This window comes from Tatumella terrea (assembly GCF_039523755.1).
GTDB lineage: Bacteria > Pseudomonadota > Gammaproteobacteria > Enterobacterales > Enterobacteriaceae > Tatumella > Tatumella terrea.
On record NZ_BAAAFX010000021.1, the window covers coordinates 113,232 to 131,467 of the forward strand.

Annotated in this window: 16 protein-coding genes and 1 pseudogene; 15 read left to right on the top strand and 2 right to left on the bottom strand. The window is 47.4% G+C overall.

The window, feature by feature from the left end; genetic code table 11:
• The first annotated feature begins 328 nt into the window (after nt 1–328).
• The 8 genes from purU to ABD035_RS16195 are packed head-to-tail and all read left to right on the top strand — an operon-like array spanning nt 329 to nt 8,644.
• Nucleotides 329–1,192 (top strand): formyltetrahydrofolate deformylase, encoded by an 864-nt coding sequence (gene purU / locus ABD035_RS16160; protein ID WP_343871160.1) that lies wholly within the window; start codon nt 329–331, stop codon nt 1,190–1,192.
• On the top strand, nt 1,192–2,091 hold the full coding sequence (locus ABD035_RS16165; protein WP_343871162.1) for a bifunctional 5,10-methylenetetrahydrofolate dehydrogenase/5,10-methenyltetrahydrofolate cyclohydrolase: 900 nt from the start codon (nt 1,192–1,194) through the stop codon (nt 2,089–2,091). Before purU ends, ABD035_RS16165 begins: the two co-directional genes overlap by 1 nt.
• Nucleotides 2,092–2,102: 11 nt before the next feature.
• Nucleotides 2,103–3,344 (top strand): FAD-dependent oxidoreductase, encoded by a 1,242-nt coding sequence (locus tag ABD035_RS16170; RefSeq protein WP_343871163.1) that lies wholly within the window; start codon nt 2,103–2,105, stop codon nt 3,342–3,344.
• 11 nt (nt 3,345–3,355) lie between these two features.
• Nucleotides 3,356–3,673 (top strand): sarcosine oxidase subunit delta, encoded by a 318-nt coding sequence (locus ABD035_RS16175; RefSeq protein WP_343871164.1) that lies wholly within the window; start codon nt 3,356–3,358, stop codon nt 3,671–3,673.
• Entirely contained in the window at nt 3,670–6,582 is a 2,913-nt protein-coding gene (locus tag ABD035_RS16180; RefSeq protein ID WP_343871165.1) for a 2Fe-2S iron-sulfur cluster-binding protein, read from the top strand. Before ABD035_RS16175 ends, ABD035_RS16180 begins: the two co-directional genes overlap by 4 nt.
• Complete coding sequence (locus ABD035_RS16185) at nt 6,582–7,172, top strand: hypothetical protein (protein WP_343871166.1); 591 nt, start codon at nt 6,582–6,584, stop codon at nt 7,170–7,172. The genes ABD035_RS16180 and ABD035_RS16185 overlap by 1 nt, the downstream gene beginning before the upstream one ends.
• Nucleotides 7,173–7,226: 54 nt before the next feature.
• Complete coding sequence (locus ABD035_RS16190; protein ID WP_343871167.1) at nt 7,227–8,030, top strand: IclR family transcriptional regulator; 804 nt, start codon at nt 7,227–7,229, stop codon at nt 8,028–8,030.
• 8 nt (nt 8,031–8,038) lie between these two features.
• Nucleotides 8,039–8,644 (top strand): helix-turn-helix domain-containing protein, encoded by a 606-nt coding sequence (locus ABD035_RS16195; RefSeq protein WP_343871169.1) that lies wholly within the window; start codon nt 8,039–8,041, stop codon nt 8,642–8,644.
• A gap of 255 nt (nt 8,645–8,899) precedes the next feature.
• On the opposite strand, the gene ABD035_RS16200 is transcribed toward ABD035_RS16195, so the two are convergent.
• Together ABD035_RS16200 and ABD035_RS16205 are read right to left on the bottom strand one after the other, a co-directional pair.
• On the bottom strand, nt 8,900–9,187 hold the full coding sequence (locus tag ABD035_RS16200) for a DUF1330 domain-containing protein (RefSeq protein ID WP_343871170.1): 288 nt from the start codon (nt 9,185–9,187) through the stop codon (nt 8,900–8,902).
• A 2-nt stretch (nt 9,188–9,189) separates the two neighbouring features.
• Nucleotides 9,190–9,867 carry a GntR family transcriptional regulator gene (locus ABD035_RS16205; protein WP_343871171.1) on the bottom strand — a complete coding sequence of 226 codons (678 nt, stop codon included), beginning with the start codon at nt 9,865–9,867 and terminating at the stop codon, nt 9,190–9,192.
• Nucleotides 9,868–10,381: 514 nt separating this feature from the next.
• On the opposite strand from ABD035_RS16205, the gene ABD035_RS16210 reads away from it, so the two are divergent.
• The 7 genes and pseudogenes from ABD035_RS16210 to ABD035_RS16240 all read left to right on the top strand — a co-directional run.
• The gene (locus ABD035_RS16210; RefSeq protein ID WP_343871172.1) at nt 10,382–10,984 is read left to right on the top strand and encodes an amino acid synthesis family protein; all 603 of its coding nucleotides are present in this window, start codon (nt 10,382–10,384) and stop codon (nt 10,982–10,984) included.
• On the top strand, nt 10,956–11,777 hold the full coding sequence (locus ABD035_RS16215; RefSeq protein ID WP_343871173.1) for an alpha/beta fold hydrolase: 822 nt from the start codon (nt 10,956–10,958) through the stop codon (nt 11,775–11,777). Before ABD035_RS16210 ends, ABD035_RS16215 begins: the two co-directional genes overlap by 29 nt.
• A 10-nt stretch (nt 11,778–11,787) precedes the next feature.
• Complete coding sequence (locus tag ABD035_RS16220; RefSeq protein ID WP_343871174.1) at nt 11,788–12,729, top strand: flavin reductase; 942 nt, start codon at nt 11,788–11,790, stop codon at nt 12,727–12,729.
• The gene (locus ABD035_RS16225) at nt 12,726–13,763 is read left to right on the top strand and encodes an LLM class flavin-dependent oxidoreductase (protein ID WP_343871175.1); all 1,038 of its coding nucleotides are present in this window, start codon (nt 12,726–12,728) and stop codon (nt 13,761–13,763) included. Before ABD035_RS16220 ends, ABD035_RS16225 begins: the two co-directional genes overlap by 4 nt.
• An 11-nt stretch (nt 13,764–13,774) precedes the next feature.
• Entirely contained in the window at nt 13,775–15,241 is a 1,467-nt protein-coding gene (locus ABD035_RS16230; protein ID WP_343871176.1) for an aldehyde dehydrogenase, read from the top strand.
• Nucleotides 15,242–15,425: 184 nt separating this feature from the next.
• Nucleotides 15,426–16,817, top strand: coding sequence for a purine-cytosine permease family protein (locus ABD035_RS16235; protein WP_343871178.1), 1,392 nt, complete (start codon nt 15,426–15,428; stop codon nt 16,815–16,817).
• 728 nt (nt 16,818–17,545) lie between these two features.
• Nucleotides 17,546–17,942 (top strand): annotated as a pseudogene (locus ABD035_RS16240) (transposase); the annotation flags it as partial.
• Nucleotides 17,943–18,236: the final 294 nt, after the last annotated feature.

Genomic DNA, 18,236 nt, shown 5'->3' on the forward strand with positions numbered 1-18,236 from the left:
TACCAAAATTTTTCTTCAGTAATGGAAATATCTACAGATAATAATCACCAAATTGGGGCTTACTTATGGGGAGTGATCGGGGAGTTTTTAATAAAACTGTTTGCCATTGAATAAAACCTCCATGATATATTCATATATGAAACAATTAATTCATATTTAAATGTTTATTGATGATTGAATTATTTTTAGATAATCTTGAAAAGTCGCTAGACAAGTTAATTGATATGAATTAAATGTGTTAAATAAGAATCGGAATGTGGTTTTTGCTTATCGCAAAGCTGATTTTAATTTACCTGTAAATTGATCAATTCACTTGTGTGGAGTTTTTATGTCTGCATCTGACCGTGATTTCATTATGACTGCAACTTGCCCGGCAACGTCGGGAATTATTTCTGCAGTAACAGGCTTTCTGAGCCAGAGTCAATGTTATATCAGCGAATTATCTCAATATGATGATGAGCATTTAGGCCATTTATTTCTGCGTGCGCGTTTCAGATTTAACGAAAATATCAAACCTGATATTACTACCGTAAAGAAAGATTTTTCCAGCATTGCTGAACGGCTCAATATGCGATGGGAAATTTTTGATACTTCAGAATCCATGCGGGTAATGCTGATGGTCAGCAAATTTGATCATTGCCTGACGGATTTGCTTTACAGACGCAATAAGGGTGAGCTTAACATTAGCATAACAGCAATTGTTTCTAATCACTTGGATCTGCGACCGATGGCTGAGCGTGAAGGGATTCGCTTTGTTTATCTGCCAGTGAACAAAGAAAATAAGGCGCGCCAGGAAGCTGAACTGATTAGCCTTATTGAGGAAACAGGCACTGAGCTGGTGGTGCTGGCACGCTACATGCAAATCCTGTCCGATAATTTATGCAACAAACTGGCGGGACGTGCCATCAATATTCATCATTCCTTCCTGCCGGGGTTCAAAGGTGCAACGCCATATCACCAGGCGTATGAACGCGGCGTAAAATTAATTGGCGCCACTGCGCATTATGTCACTTCTGATCTGGATGAGGGGCCGATTATCGATCAGGAGGTACAACGTGTTGACCATACTTACCGGCCTGATGACCTGGTGGTAGTCGGACGTAATACCGAAACCATTGCACTGGCCAGAGCCGTTAAATATCACACTGAACACCGTGTGTTCCTCGACGAAAATAAAACGGTAATATTCTGATGACTACTTCGACGACTTCGCAACCGATAGCAGTCACTATCGATGGAAAAAAGAGTGCCGGAAAGTTACTGGAAAATACTGCGCATGAAATTAAACAATTAATTCATAAGAATATCACGCCCTGTCTGGCGGTGATATTAGTGGGTGAAGATCCGGCCAGTCAGGTTTATGTGCGTAATAAATTACGTACTGCCCGGCAGGTGGGAATTAAATCGCTGGAATTTCGTTTTGATTCACGGTTAACCGAAACTCATTTGATCGCGACTATTCATGAATTAAATAATGATCCGACGGTGCATGGCATATTAGTACAGCTGCCGTTACCTTCGCAGATTAATGAAGCAACTATTGTACAGGCCATTTCACCAGTGAAAGATGTGGATGGCTTTCATCCACAAAATGCAGGAGGTCTGGTACAGGGGCAACGGGTGATCACCCCCTGTACACCGCTGGGTTGTCTGATGCTGTTACAAGAGTATGGAGGCGATCTGAGTGGTAAACATGCGGTGGTCATTGGCCGCTCGAATATCGTGGGGAAACCCATGGCCAGCCTACTGTTACACGCTCATTGTTCCGTGACTACCCTTCACTCGCGTAGTCGTGATGCCGCAAATCTGGCACGTCAGGGCGATATCCTGATCGTCGCTGTCGGTCAGCCGCGAATGATTGACGCCAATTGGGTGAAGCCAGGAGCACTGGTAATTGATGTGGGTATCAACCGGGTTATCGATACAGAGGGAAATAGCCGTTTAGTGGGGGATGTGGACTACGACAGCGTCAGTCTGGTGGCCAAGGCACTCACACCGGTGCCGGGGGGGGTTGGGCCAATGACTATTGCCTGCCTGATGCAAAACACGGTGTTGGCTGCTGAGATTCAACAACAGCAGTCAGCGAGTTAAGGAGAGCGAAGATGCCATTAGCACTATTGAAGTACGGACTTTCATCGGAATATCCGGCCGAAGTGGATATCCCACCGCCCCGTGAACTTAAAAAGCATTATGATGTGTTGATTCTTGGCGGGGGCGGGCATGGTTTGGCTATCGCTTATTATCTGGCTAAATATCATGGCATTACTAACGTTGCGGTGTTGGAAAAAGGTTATCTGGCGGGCGGCAATACTGCCAGAAATACTGCTGTTATTCGCTCTAATTACCTGACTTCGGAGGGGGTACGTTTCTACAGTGAGTCGGTGAAATTATTCCAAAATCTGTCCAACGAGTTTGATTTTAACATTATGTACTCCGAACGCGGTCAACTCACGCTGGCACATACCGACAGCACAGTACGAGCCTTCAGGCAACGTGCTGAGGTTAATAAGCATTTTGGCGGTCGTACCGAAATGATAGACCGCCAGCAAATCAAAGAACTCGTGCCCACCCTTAATCTCGACCCGGGAAATATTCCGGTGCTGGCTGGCTTATGGCATATCGATGGTGCCACGGCACGTCACGATGCCGTGGCCTGGGGATACGCTAAAGAGGCCGCAAAACGAGGTGTTGAAATTCATCAGATGACGACAGTGGAAGATCTGGAGATCACTGACGGGCGTATTACCGCGGTAAAAACCAATCGCGGAAAAATTGGCTGTGGGTGCGCCGTACAGGCTGTTGCAGGGCACAGTTCATTGTTAGCAGCAAAAGCAGGATTTCGTCTACCGGTAGTTTCCTATCCGCTGCAGGCAATGGTAACGCAACCGGTCAAACCTTTCCTCGATCCGCTGGTAAGCTCTACAGCTTTGCACTGTTATGTTCAGCAAACCAGCCGTGGAGAGGTGGTATTTGGCGGTGGTTCGGATCCTTATCCGTTGTATAGCACCCGTTCGACCCTGGATCTCAAAGAAAGCCTGATCGCCCACGGTATTGAAATGTTCCCGTTCCTTGCTAAAGCACGCCTGATGCGGCAGTGGGCGGGAATTACCGATATGACTCCCGACTATAGTCCGGTCATGGGGGAAAGCCCGGTGAAGAATTACTACCTGGATGCGGGATGGGGGACCTGGGGGTTCAAAGCCACACCTATCTGTGGCAAAACCATGGCAGAGATGGTTGCCAGCGGTGGTAAGACACCACCACTGATAGCACCGTTTCAACTGGAGCGCTTTGCTCGCTTTCAACAAGTCAATGAAATGGGTGCTACAGCCGCCAGCCACTAAAGGAAAGTCAGATGAAAATTTTGCATTGCCCGCTCAACGGACCGCGCAATATTACTGAATTCGCCTATGGTGGCGAGTTGAAAACTATCCCGGACCAAATGAATTGCACTGATCGTGAATGGGCCGATTATGTGTTTTATGAAGATAACCGTGCCGGGGTAGTTACCGAGTGGTGGTTCCATACGCCTTCTGGTTACTGGTTTCTGGCTGAGCGTAATACTCTGACCGACGAAGTTATAAGTACTTATGATGCAAGTCAGGTATTCCCTAATCCACACAGCAATTTGCTGCCTGGCAGCATTACTACGCCATCGGAGGTCATCTCATGACTCAGAAACGTTTACCTGCGCCGATGGGTAGTCTGATTAACCGCCAGCAACCGGTCAGTTTCACTTTTGAAGGTGAGTCTTTCACCGGATACAATGGTGACTCGATTGCCAGTGCCTTAATCGCAAACGGACAACAACTGTTATCCCGATCATTTAAATATCATCGCCCACGCGGTGTGCTCAGCATGTTCGGCCAGGATGCGAATTCACTGGTGCAATTACCGGATGAACCCAACGTACTGGCTGATATGCAACCCATTACCCCGGGACTTAACGTTAGCGGACAAAACTACAGCGGGTCGTTGAATAAAGACAGTGACGATAAAATTCAGCTCTTTTCCCGTTTTATGCCAGTGGGTTTTTATTATCGGGCATTCTACAAACCGAAGGGCATGTGGAAGCGCTGGGAACCATTGATTCGCCGTAAAGCCGGTCTTGGGGTACTGAATCTTAACGCGACTGCTGGCTATTACGATAAAGCCTATTTGTTCTGTGATCTACTGGTGGTCGGTGCCGGTCCTGCGGGAATACAGGCCGCACTCACCGCTGCTGACGGCGGGGCGAAAGTGATTATCGTTGAGCAACTGCCTGTCGCCGGAGGCGCAATGAGCTGGGCACGTATGTCAGCCGATGCGCAACAAACCGAACAGCAACTGGGGGCTATGACCCATCGGCTTGAAACCCATCCGAACATCCGTCTGCTGCTTAATGCAACCTGCAACGGCTGGTTTAAAGATCACTATTTGCCAGTGATTCAGAACCAACGTATGTACAAGGTACGGACGGGCAGTTGTGTGATTGCTACCGGTACATACGACCAACCCGTGATCTTCCGCAATAATGATCTGCCGGGTATCATGCTGACCAGTGCTGCACAGCGTCTGATCCAGCATTATGCTGTCAGTCCGGGCCAGCGTGCAGTGCTGTTAACCGGCAATGATGATGCTTATTTCGCCGCATTAATGATGCACGAGCAGGGAATAAAGGTCGCGGCTGTTGTCGATTTACGTGCAACTTTACCAGCAGCAGAATTAACTGAACCGTTGCAAAGTGCCAGTATTGAACTTATCACCAATGCGACTGTGTATGAAGCTTTTGCAGGGCGTTCAGGACAGCTCTCATCAGTAGATGTCAGGACTATTACCGGACAAGGGCAGGTTGCCCCGAATGGCCGGCGTATCGAATGTGATTTACTCTGCATGTCTGCAGGCTATATGCCTGCCTGGCAATTACCTTGTCAGGCAGGCGGAAAACTCAGTTACGACGATGCTAGTGCCAGTTTTTCATTGGGCGATTTACCGGCGAATATGTTTACTGCAGGTTCGATCAATGGCTGGTCTGGTCTGGAAGAGTCTGTCAGGGATGGCATGAATGCCAGTCGTATGGCCTTGCAGCAGTTGGGTTTCAGTCATAATCTCATCACCCCTTCGCCTTCAGAGGGGGAGAAACCGCGAATCAATTATCCCTGGCCAATTTTTCCCCACCCGAAAGGTAAAGAGTTCGTTGACTTCGACGAGGATTTGCAGATCAGGGATATTATTAATGCCACTAAACATGGCTATCGAGACGTGCAACTGGTGAAGCGCTTTTCAACGGTGGGCATGGGGCCATCACAAGGGCGTCATTCGGCATTACCGACAGCCCGGTTAGTGGCCCGGGCCACCAACCGTAGTGTGAGCGAGACCGGGATTACCACGGCACGGCCCCCTTTCAGCGCCGAAAGTCTTGCGCATCTTGCCGGACGCCATTTCGATCCCTGGCGAGTGACTGCCATGCATCAGCGGCATGTTGCGCTTCAGGCTCAGATGATGCCTGCAGGTAACTGGTTGCGCCCTGGCTGGTATCAGACCTTACCTGCGACCGACAAACTATCAGCAGTAGAGGCAGAAGTACTTAACGTCAGAAATAATGTCGGGCTGATTGATGTTTCTACGTTAGGAGGTATTGAGCTGAGAGGGCCGGATGCCGCCGAATTCCTTAATCGTATGTATACCTTCGCGTTTATCAAACAGCCGGTGGGGCGTACACGCTATGCGCTGATGACCAATGAGCAAGGTGTAGTGATTGACGATGGTGTCGCTTGTCGGCTGGCTGAAAACCACTTCTATGTGACTGCGACCTCCAGTGGCGTTGCCCGGGTCTACCAGTCGATGCTGCAATGGAATATCCGCTGGCGACTGGATGTAGATATCGCGAATGTCACTTCTGCCTGGGTAGCAGTTAATCTGGCGGGGCCAAAGTCTCGTCAGGTATTAAGTCAGCTGTGTGATGGACAGGATCTGAGTGCGGAAGGATTTCCTTATCTGGCCTGCCGTGAAGGTCGCGTCTCCGGGATTCCAGCCCGCTTGTTACGTGTCGGATTTGTCGGCGAGTTGGGCTATGAAATTCATGTTCCAACGCGATATGGACTAGCACTGTGGGATGCGTTGATGCAAGCCGGTCAGTGTTGTGGCATCAAACCGTTCGGTGTTGAAGCTCAGCGTCTGCTTCGTCTGGAAAAAGGGCACGTTATTATCGGACAGGACACCGACGGAATGAGTCATCCGCAGGAGATCAACATGGGATGGGCTGTGAACCGCAGCAAACCTTCGTTTATCGGTCGTCGTGCTATCGATATTCTTGAAGCACATCAGCCGGTGCGGAAATTAGTCGCATTCAGGTTACCGGCCGGTTCACCGAAGCCACTGGAGGGGCATCTGGTTCTGGAAGGTGGCCAAATCACCGGTAACGTAACTTCCTGTGAGTTCTCTCCGACACTTAACGCAATAATTGGCATGTCCTATGCATCTGCTGAACGGTCGACTCCGGGCGACAGAATTACGATTCGCACAGAAGACGGTAGGGAGGTCACAGCCGAGGTGGTCAGCTTGCCTTTTTATGATGCTGAAAACCAGCGACAGGAACTTTAATGATGCAAAATATGCACGTTTTGGCGGCAGGGCCGCTGGATGATAAAAATACTTCTTTCGATAATGGCAGGGTTGTTCTGAGTGACTTTTCCCCGTTGGCACGGGTCGGATTCCGTGGCCGCCATGCCACCTGGTATCTTCAGGACCGGGATTATGTACTGCCCGACCAGCCCAATCAGGCGCGCTGGCAATCTGATGGTTCGTTGGTGGCTCGACTGTCACAAACCGAATATCTTCTACTGGCAGCCTCGACGCAATCCCGGTCACGTATTCAACAGGAAGAATTGCAGTGGCAGATGAGTGAGCTTTCCTGTTTTTCCCTGCCCCGTCAGGACACTCACGGATGGCTGCGCCTGAAAGGCGAAGTGCTGCCTGAAATGATGTCAAAGCTCTGTGCGGTAAATTTGGATACCCTGCAATTTACAGCCGGTGCGGTGGTACAAACTTCAGTCGCCCGGGCGAATGCCATGGTGATCAACGCATCACAGAACGGGGAAACCGAGTTCTGGCTGCTGATGGATAACTCTCTGGCAGCGTATTTTTGGGATGTATTATGTGATGCCAGTACGGAGTTTGCGATTGCTGATTAACCCTTAACTTCCATTTCCGGGGCCTGGTCCCGGATTGATTTACTGCAGGTGTATATGTCTGTCATTACTATCACCGAAAATGATTATACAGTTCCCGCACTATTTCGCGGGCTGACGATCATTGAAATGTTTAACAGCCAGGACAGAGTGTTGACAGTCCAGGATTTTGCCGAACATCTGGGCGTCTCAACCTCATCAATTTATCGCATTGTGACCACTCTGACTGAGATGAACTATCTTGAAAAGGTGGCGAAAAATACCTATCAGCTTGGACCCCAGGTGATTTCGAATGGTTTTAGTTACCTGGCCAGTCGTGATGTGGTGGATATTGCAATGCCGCATCTTAACGCCTTGCGTAATGCGGTTTCCATGTCGTGCCATCTGAGTATTCGTGAAGGCCAGGAAGCCGTGTATATTTACCGTTCATTTGCTTCGCAGCGTTTGTCAGTGAATGTACCTATTGGTACCCGAATTCCCTGCCACTGTAGTGCGATGGGGCGGGTATTATTAACCGGTTTGCATGCTACTGAACTGGAAAGTTTGTATCAGCATGTGCGACTGGATGGCTATTCTGTGCCAGCACCACGCACTCTGCCGGAACTGAAGGAAACCATTATTCAGGACTGTGCGCAAGGCTGGGTTGAGCATCGTTCTGACTTTGCCACCGCCATTGCCTGTGCGTTGCGTGACCATCATAATCAAATTGTTGCGGCTATTAATGTCTCCGGCCCGGATGCGCTAATGGAAGATCCGCGGCAAAAAGAGGTAGTTCGTAATGCGCTGCTCGCGACTGCGCAACGTATTTCTTTTGAGTTGGGTAACCTGCGTAAAATGACGGAGAAAATCAGGACGAAATGAGAAAACCGGTGACTACCAGTCAACGTGAAAGCCCGTTGAGCCTGGAGCAGCATATCGCCCGGTCGCTGAAACAGCGACGGATTTCACAGGGGTACAAAATCTCCGATGTTGCCCGTATTGCCGGGGTCAGCGTGGGCATGGTCAGTAAAGTAGAAAATGCGCAGGTGTCGACTAGCCTGGATATACTTAACCGGCTCTGTGATGCCATTGGTTTACCGGTGTCAAAGCTCTTTAGCGACTTTGATATTGCCAAGCGCGGTGCTCAGCTGATTAAAGCGGGTGAAGGGCTGGAAGTTGTCCGTACCGGCACAGAAGTGGGCCATTCTTATCACCTGCTCAGTTATGCGCAGGGTCCGCAGAAGTTGTATGAACCTTTTTTAGTGATCATGGATGACGCCAGTGAAGAATTCCCTAATTTCTGCCATCCCGGCCATGAATTTATTTATTTGCTCGAAGGTGAACTGATATATCGTCACGGTACCCGTCTTTATCCTATGTCACCCGGTGACAGCCTTTCTTTCGACGGTGGTGTTCCGCATGGACCCGAAAAGTTAATCACCGTCCCGATCCGTTTGCTGTCAATTATTCACTATGATGAGAATGATGAACGTTAACCGAATATACTCTCCTTCCTGAAATTATCTGCAGTTATATTCTATAATTCACCTGGCGTGCACCAGTATGGGACACGTTTTTTTTGGTGTTTTATTTTCTATTCTTTATATCTGAATTTGTTTTTTTATTTATAAAAATCAGATGGTTATCATATGAAATAATTATAAATGTGATAAGGCGGAAATGCGAGTTACCGCCTTAATCAGATCAGGGAAAGGAATTATTTTTAAATTATCCCGATTGATAAATTTTATTTATCCGAGTCCGTTAACTATAGTTATCATGGCGTTTGAAACCTGTTTACGTTGTTTTTTTGCATACTGGTATTCCTCAGAATAATAACAGTCTAATGCTGTCTGATAATCAGAAAATTCAATAATGACATGCTTGGTAAATTTTTCACCTTCCAGTGAAGTGGCCTGTTCTCCACGAGCAATAAACTTTGCCTGATATTTTTTGAATGCCAGTGGTGCTAATTCTATATAATTTTGGTACTGTTCTGCATTTTCAATATTAACGTGCGCTATCCAGTAAGCAGGCATAATTATTCCTCAATGGTAAGAATTGATTTTGCAAGGGAGGCGGCTTCAGTCAGATGTTGTATCACTGCCTGTTTCGCTTGTTCAGGATCATTCTTTTCAATGGCTTCATAAATCCTGGAAATACGCTCAAAACCTGCGACCTGCCGCTCAGGGTTGCGCAATGTCAGTACCCGAAGTCTGCTGATCCGGCTGTTGAGTCGCTGAACAATTTCCCACGCAATATGGTGTTTTGCAATGGAAAAAAGGGCTTCATAAAAAGCCTGTGATGCATCAACACGCTCTGTATCATCCAGGTCATGAGATGCTTTAGCAATACGCATCAGTTTTTGGTGTAAGCTTTTTTTGTCTTTACTGGTCGCCGACTTCGCACAATCTTTAGCTGCTTCTGATTCCAGTAATAACCGGATGTCGTAAATTTGTGCCGCAACTTCCCAGGTCAGCACTGCGACAATCGGGCCTTTCTTGGGTATATTTTCAATAAGCCCTTCAGCTTCCAGATAACGAATGACTTCACGGACTACCGTACGACTCACACCTAATTCATCACACAGGCTGCGTTCAACCAATCTGTCTCCAGCTTTAAAATGGCCAGAAATAATAGCCCGGCGAACTTTTTCTAATGCCAGTTCGCGAAGTGTCACTGGCGTGTTTTCAATTTTTAACGAGTGACGAGCAACCATAATCTTCCCGATTTAAAGAATTAAAAAATTCAGCGATAAGTTAATTTAAAATTTAGCAACCTTTTTATTATTATCACTGTTTATATTGTTAAAGCAATGCCAGTTGATTTACTTAATCATAATATTCTCTCCCATCCAGACCCGACTAGCCGGATGAAATTAGCGTTCGTTCTTAGTTCCATTACGGCTCATCATTGCGACAGAAATAAGACAAACCAGTAAATTATAAATCAAATAAAATCAATATATTATATAAAGTCAGGCTTTCTTCCTGGTTGATGATTTATGGCGGTAATCACAGACTCTTATTGCACTTGATAGAGGGTGTAAAGCATGAGGGTTTTATGGTTAACATTATGTTTTATAAGATATTAATTCATTCTTTTTTCCCAAAAAATCCACCACATAAGAACACGGTATGATGGTATACCATGAATTGACATACTATAAATCTCACTGTTATATCCCATCCCGAACAAGATTAACAACCTGTTAACTTTAGTGAGGCTCAGTTATGCACCCAGATATTCGCAAGACGTTTGTGACGACCGAAACCCTCTATTCAGACGGTGGCAAATCTGCAACCACGCCCCTGGTGATGATTGCAGCGGCAGCGGTGGTAAAAAACCCGTGGGCTGGTGAAGGTTTTGTTGAAGATCTCGCACCAAAAATCCGGGAAATGGCCCCGGTGATCGGCGAGCTGCTGACCGGCCTGATCGTTAAAGAAGCCGGGGGAGGAGACAAGGTCGTCGCATACGGCAAAAGTGCGGTGGTTGGTCTGAATGGTGAGCTTGAACATGCCTCCGCCCTAATTCATACCCTGCACTTCGGAAATCATTACCGTTCAGCCGTGAAAGGTAAAACCTACCTGGCCTTTAATAATACCCGAGGGCCTGCTAACACTCCGATTCTGGTACCGATGATGGGCACTGATGATGAAGGCACCCGTGAGCATTACCTGACTATGCAGTTCAACATTAACGACGCTCCATTCAGCGATGAGATTGTGATAGCGCTGGGCGCGGCACTGGGCGGCCGTCCGCATCACCGTATCGGTAACCGTTATCTTGACCTGAAAGAGTTGGGCCATGACCAGAAAAATCCAGCAGCTGTCTGAATCAGGACTCCAGGTCAGTTATCTGGAGAAGGGGGAGGGGCAGCCACTGGTGTTGATCCACGGTGTGGGCATGAATGCTGACGCCTGGTATCCGCAAATGGATCTGCTTAGTCGGTATTTTCGGGTGTTAGCCGTGGATATGCCGGGTCACGGTGAAAGTAGTGGTTTTCACCATGCTGCGGGCCTGAAGGATTATGTACGCTGGTTGGTCTTGTTCCTGCAAACACAACCGGAACAGCATTTTGCTGTGGCAGGTCACTCAATGGGAGCATTGATTACCGCAGGTATCGCTATCGATCACCCTGAACTGGTGAATCACGCCATAGTAATGAGTGGGGTGTTTAAACGCAGTAACAGTGCACGTGATGCGGTACTGAAACGGGCTGAAGAATTAGCCAGTGGCAGGGTTCGACTTGATGCTCCTCTGGATCGCTGGTTCAGTGACCAGCCCTATGAACAACCGCTCCGCCAGCAAGTCGGTGGGTGGTTACAGCAGGTGAATCTTGACGGCTACGCTCGAGCCTATCAGGCATTTGCGGAAGGTGACCGGTTCTATTCTGATCGCTGGAATGAGATGCAATGCCCGGTATTAGTAATGACCGGCGAGCTTGATACTAATTCCAGTCCGGATATGACTCACCGGATGGCCCAGGCAGCAGCGCAAGGCCAGGCTGTCGTGGTAGCTAACGCTAAACATATGTTGAACCTGACAGATGCTGACCGTGTTAATGACGAAATATTATCTTTCCTCAGCATGGATACTGGCAATGTCATACAAAACAAAGCTTGTTAAGGAGTAAGTTATGGATGCCGATAAACGCAGATTACTTCGCGACGCCTTTGGTGCTTTTATGACTGGCGTGACCGTAGTTACTACTTATGATATGCAGGGACAGCCGATTGGCTTCACTGCAAATTCATTCTCATCAGTATCTCTTGATCCTGCATTATTGCTGGTTAGCATTGATAAGCGCTCTGCTAACTTTGAAAGCTTCACTCAATGCTCGCACTTCGCCATCAATATTCTGGCTGAACAGCAGAAAGATGTTTCAAACATTTTTTCTCAAAAGATAGATGACCGTTTCTCGCATGTGCAGTGGCATAAAGGTGAATTCAACACTCCGTTACTGGATGACAGTTCCGCCTGGTTTGAATGTGCGATGCATCATGTGGTTGACGCTGGTGATCACGCGATTTTGATCGGTAACGTTGAAGAGTTTGAATCCTGTGGAACGCCGGGGCTGGGCTACTATCGCGGAGGTTACTTTACCCCTTACCAGAATGCTGAATCTCTGATTAGCGGGCCGAATGTGGTGGTGACCGCACTGATTGAATCGGCCGGGCAGGCACTGGTCGTCCGTAAATCAGAGGGCTATGGCCTCCCATCTCAAACAGTCAATAACAGCAGTGTTAGTGAAAGTCTGAAGCAAATTTTCAGCAAGCTAAATATCGATGCTAACCCGGGATTTATTTATTCAGTCTGGGAAGATCGTCAGAAGAAACAACAGCACATTGTATTTCTTTGCGCTCAGCCAACAGACAGTATGCTGGTAGAGGTCCCTGATGGCGAGTGGGTGGATGTTCAGCGCCTAAAAAAACTGTCGATGCCGGACAGTGCCCTGAAATCTCTGGTGGACCGTTTTATCCGTGAAAATTCGGTCGGAAATTACGGTATTTATTACGGCGATGAAGCGGAGGGCTCAGTCCGTCAATTCTTTAACCAGTCTCTGCAGGAGGTGGTATGAAACTATCATTATTCCTGCATATGGAACGTGTTTCGGCAGATGACCCTCAGGAAAAGCTGTACGACGAGATGATGGAACTGTGTGAAATCGCAGATCGGGGTGGACTGCATGCTATCTGGACCGGTGAGCACCATGGCATGAATTTTACTATAGCTCCCAACCCGTTCATTAATCTGGTGGATATTGCTCACCGTACTCAGCATGTACGCTTAGGGACAGGGACAATTATCGCGCCGTTTACTCACCCTATCCGACTGGCAGGTGAAGCGGCGATGACTGACCTAATCACCAATGGACGTCTTGACCTGGGGGTAGCTCGCGGCGCTTATTCTTTTGAGTACCAACGCCTGATGCCGGGGATGGATGCCTGGGAAGCTGGCCAGCGAATGCGTGAACTGGTCCCTGCCGTAAAAGCACTATGGCAGGGTGACTATGAGCATAAAGGGGAGTTTTGGTCATTTCCTTCGACTACGTCATCGCCACAGCCCAAACAGCAACCACACCCACCTATTTGGGTAGCGGCCCGGGATCCAAACAGCCATGAGTTCGCGGTGAAAAATGGATGCCATGTGCAGTGCACTCCGTTACATCAGGGGGAAGAGGAAATATCCCGACTAATCACTACGTTCAAAGCTGCATGTCGTGAATATTCACCAGAACAACCCCTGAAAATCATGTTATTGCAGCATGGTTTTGTTGCTGAAGACGAAGCCGATGCACAACAGGCGGCGGAGGAACTTAACCGTTTTTATAACTATTTCGGTGCCTGGTTCAAAAACGAGCGTCCGGTCCGGCAGGGGCTGATTAAGCCGCTGACAGAGGAAGAGATTGTTACCAACACCTACTACAACGCAGAAGCGATGCGAAAAAATCTGGTAATTGGTAATCCGGACCAGGTGATTGCTCGCCTGAAAAACTATGAAGCGATGGGCTATGACGAGTATGCGTTGTGGCTGGATAGTGGTATGTCCTTTGAGCGCAAAAAAGCTTCACTGGAACGCTTTATTAAACATGTTGCACCTGCATTTCACTAAGCGGAGACGTCATGGAAAAGTTCAAGCTCTACATCGACGGCCAGTTTGATCCCGGGGCCGCAAACTTTACCTCGTTGAATCCGGCGACAGCAGAACCCTGGGCTGATATTGCCGAAGCTCGCCGCGTGCAAACCGACCGTGCAGTCGAGGCCGCAGCCAGGGCATTTCAGTCAGAAGGGTGGCGTGGATCGAGTGCCAGTGCACGCGGAAAACTGTTGCTGAAGCTGGCAGACCTGATAGAGCGTGATGCCCGTAGACTGGCCCGTGTGGAAACACTGGATACCGGTAAAATTATCCGTGAAACTGAGGCTCAGATTGCTTACGTTGCAGAGTATTATCGTTTTTATGCCGGGCTCGCCGATAAAATGGATGGAGCCACCCTGAGCATCGATAAAGACGATATGGAAACCTGGATCAAACGTGAACCTGTCGGTGTGGTAGCAGCGATCATTCCATGGAATAGCCAGTTATTTCTTTCCGCCGTGAAAATTGGCCCTGCGATCGCGGCCGGTTGTACGGTAGTGGTGAAGGCGGCCGAAACGGCGCCGGCCCCGTTACTGTCTCTGGCTGAACTGGTACATGAAGCCGGATTTCCGCCAGGGGTGATTAATATCATCACGGGGTTCGCGGCAGACTGTGGCACGGTGTTGACCCGGCATGAGCTGGTCGATCATATTGCTTTTACTGGCGGAGCGGAGACTGCACGTCATATTGTACGCAACAGTGCTGAAAACCTTGCCAGCACATCTCTGGAATTAGGTGGTAAGTCGCCTTTCATTGTGTTTGCGGATGCTGATCTGGAAAGTGCGGCGAATGCTCAGGTTGCCGCCATTTTCTCAGCTTCAGGGCAGAGTTGTGTGGCTGGTTCACGCTTACTGGTAGAGCAGGGAGTGAAAGAGGCCTTTATTGAAAAGCTCATCACTAAAGTCCGCAACATAGTGATTGGCTGCCCTCAGCACCAGGAGACTCAGTTTGGCCCACTATGTACATTGCAACAAAAACAAAAAATCGAGCAGGTGGTAAGCCGGAGCTTAGAGCATGGTGCGCGGCTGGTATCGGGTAATCAGCCTGTAGACCTGCCGGGGTTCTATTACCCGCCAACCATTCTGGATTGTAGTAATGCTCCGGACGCAGACTGTGTTGTACAAGAGTTATTTGGACCGGTGCTGTCGGTACTGTCATTTAAAGATGAAGCAGAGGCAATTCGTCTGGCGAATAACACCGAATATGGTCTGGCTGCGGGCGTGTTCACACAAAACCTGACCCGTGCCCATCGTGTCACACGCAGGTTACGTAGCGGTGTGGTATGGCTGAATACTTATCGTGTGGTTTCCCCTCTGGCACCTTTTGGCGGATATGGTAAGTCCGGTTTTGGCCGGGAAGGTGGTATTGATGCTGCCCTGGAATATACCACCACTAAAACGGTATGGCTGCGTACCAGCGATGAACCAATCAGTGATCCTTTTATTATGCGTTGAGATTTCAGTGTCGGGTTCAGAGAAAATCACCGAACCCTGGTAGTGGTTTTTTATGCAGGAAGTTTTACCGCCAATTCTTTTATAAGAAGACGAAAATAGATTCGTCGGGATGGCTATGGCTTTTTTAAGGAAGGTTTTATAGACATTTAAATATAAATAATATCATTGAGAATTGGAGGGTACGATGAACACACAACCACGTCAAAGTACGGTCATAGAAAATAAGTCAGTAGATTACGTCCCGGAATCAGAGCGGCATGGTAAATCCATTAGTTTATTTACTTTATGGTTTTGTACTAATATTGCACCTTTGGCTGTTGTCAGTGGCACAATTGCAACTGCAACATTTCATCTTAGCGTTGTTGCTGCATTAACAGCGATTATTGCCGGGCATTTATTTGGCGGGGTATTCCTGGCATTTACCTCAGCGCAGGGGCCAAAGGTTGGGATACCACAATTGGTACAAAGCCGTGCGCAATTTGGTCGCTATGGTTCGTTGCTGGTGATAGCATTTACCACATTAATTTATCTTGGTTTTTTTATTTCTAATATCTCGCTATCCGGCCGGGTGATTAATAATTTCTTTACATCACTGTCTGTGAGCAGTGCTACAGTAATTGGCGCTATCCTGTCAACGGTAATAGGTATTGTCGGTTATCACTTTATCCACCGTATCAATAAAGTCGGTGCCTGGGTAATGGGAGCGGCGCTGATTATTGGTCTGGGAATCATGATTTCACAGCCATTACCTGCCGATTTCTGGCAACGCGGTAATATGAGTGCGGCTGGCTGGTTTGGGACTTTCTGTATCGGTGCTGTCTGGCAAATCAGCTTTTCACCTTATACTTCTGATTACTCTCGTTATCTGCCTGCAAGTGTCGGGATTGCACGTCCTTTTTTTGCTACCTATTTAGGGGCGTGTGGAGGCACGATTCTGGCCTTTGTTTTCGGTATGATGGCAGTGAATATTGCTCCAACCAGCGATGTAATGATGTCGGTGCGCCATGCTACGGGGTGGCTTGGTCCGGTGCTAATGGTGTTATTCCTGATCAATATTATTTGCCATAACTCGATGAATCTTTATGGTGCCGTTTTATCACTGATTACGGCGGTACAAACCTTCCGCCCTGCCTGGACACCAGGGGCTGTTGTGCGATTAGTCGTATCTTCCCTGGTATTGGTAAGTAGCGTTTTAGTGGCCTTGGCGGCATCACAAAACTTCGTCTCGTTCTTTATCAACCTGATTCTGGCGTTGATTGCGGTACTTATTCCATGGATTGTGATTAATCTTTTGGACTTCTATTATGTTAATAAGCAATCCTATGATATAGAGGCAATCTTCCGGGCAGACGGTGGGCGTTACGGTCTTTTGAATACCCATACATTGTTGGTTTACTTTTTTGGTATCATTGTACAGATTCCTTTTGTTGAGAATGCCTTCTTCTCCGGTCCCTACGCGAATTTAATTCCCGGGGTAGATATTTCTTGGGTGATTAGTCTCGTGCTGACCAGCATTACTTATCCTTTGTTTACCAGAAAAACTGAATATTTTAATAATAAGATATATTTAAAGTAGAATAAGAAATTTTCACATGTACCAAAATGGCAAGTAAAATCATTTAGTGTTGATGATGTTTGTAAATGAGCATGTGTTCAACAAATAACACAAATAATACTAATGAGTAGGTGATTTGGTTTAGAGTTTTGAATGGAAGAAATTCTGGAATATTTAATGCAATATCAGGCTTTACATGCAAGGGAAACTCATATCAGGGAATCCATTTGCTGTGTGAAGAAAATATGGAAATAATTGGACCAGTCCAAACCACCTGCTCTGGTTAGTTATGGAAAACACATTCACTCCGGGATATTCGACTCTTGAAGAGTCATGCGAAAACATTATGTGACTGCTTCCTATGACTTTATTTTAATAAAATTCCCGGGGATTTAACCCCATAAAAATTCACATGCTGAAGAGGTTTTCAATATCGCTAGCTTTTGTAAGTGGTCTGCAGATATGATTAATCCAAAAAAGGGCTATCATCAGATCGCTCTTTTCTCAATACGCAAACGACTTACCAAAATAAGGTCTTTTTACCGTTGGCACTGAGTCGAAAACGTATTTCTACCTTATGCCGGGAGCAATATTTTAGGATAGTTAAAGCTCATGATGCTCATCCATCAATGTATCGTCATACTCGTACTCACCCTCTTCTTATTAAGGAAAATTTACGTGATCTGCTCCCGTTAATTAATACACGGCAATGTTAGTAATGTCTTCATAAGCCACATGAGGACATCTCTATGAAGAAGCAATTTTCGGACGAACAGACTATCAGTATTCTCCGCGAGGCAGACCCCGGGGTTCAGTCCGGCAACTCTGCCGCAAGCATGCCATTTCAGACGCCACCTTTTACATTTAGCGTAAGAATTTCGGCAGAATGGAAGTCCCTGAAGTGGAGCGGCTCAAGTCACCTGAAGAGGATAATGCTCGTCTCAGGAAGCTGCTCGCTGAAGCCAGGCTGGATAAGGGGGTACTTCAGGTGGCTCTGGGCCAAAATTTCTGAGGACAGACCAGAGGCGGGAAGCCGTGGAAGCTATGTGTGAGACAACGGGTCTGTCGCTATGACGTGCCTGCAAGTTAGCCGGTCTGACACTTTTAACCTGCCGTTATTTGGTTCAGCGTCCGACTTATGACGCGTGACTGTCTTCACGCATCACAGTGCTGCCCATTATCACTGTTTAGTGATTACCTCTGTTAATATGCAGATTCTGACATGTTGTTCATTATCCTGACTCATTGTGAATATACAGGTTTTTCGGGGATTGCGGGCGTTTACCCCAAGGCTATTTTTCAGAGCCTGGAGCATCACTTTTACCCTCTTTTTACCATTGGCAAATTATAGGCATAAAAAAAGCAGCCCTAACAGGCTAATGCCGATCGTTTAAGACTACTTGATCGATCCAGTGCATGATGTAAAAAGGGTCCATGTTC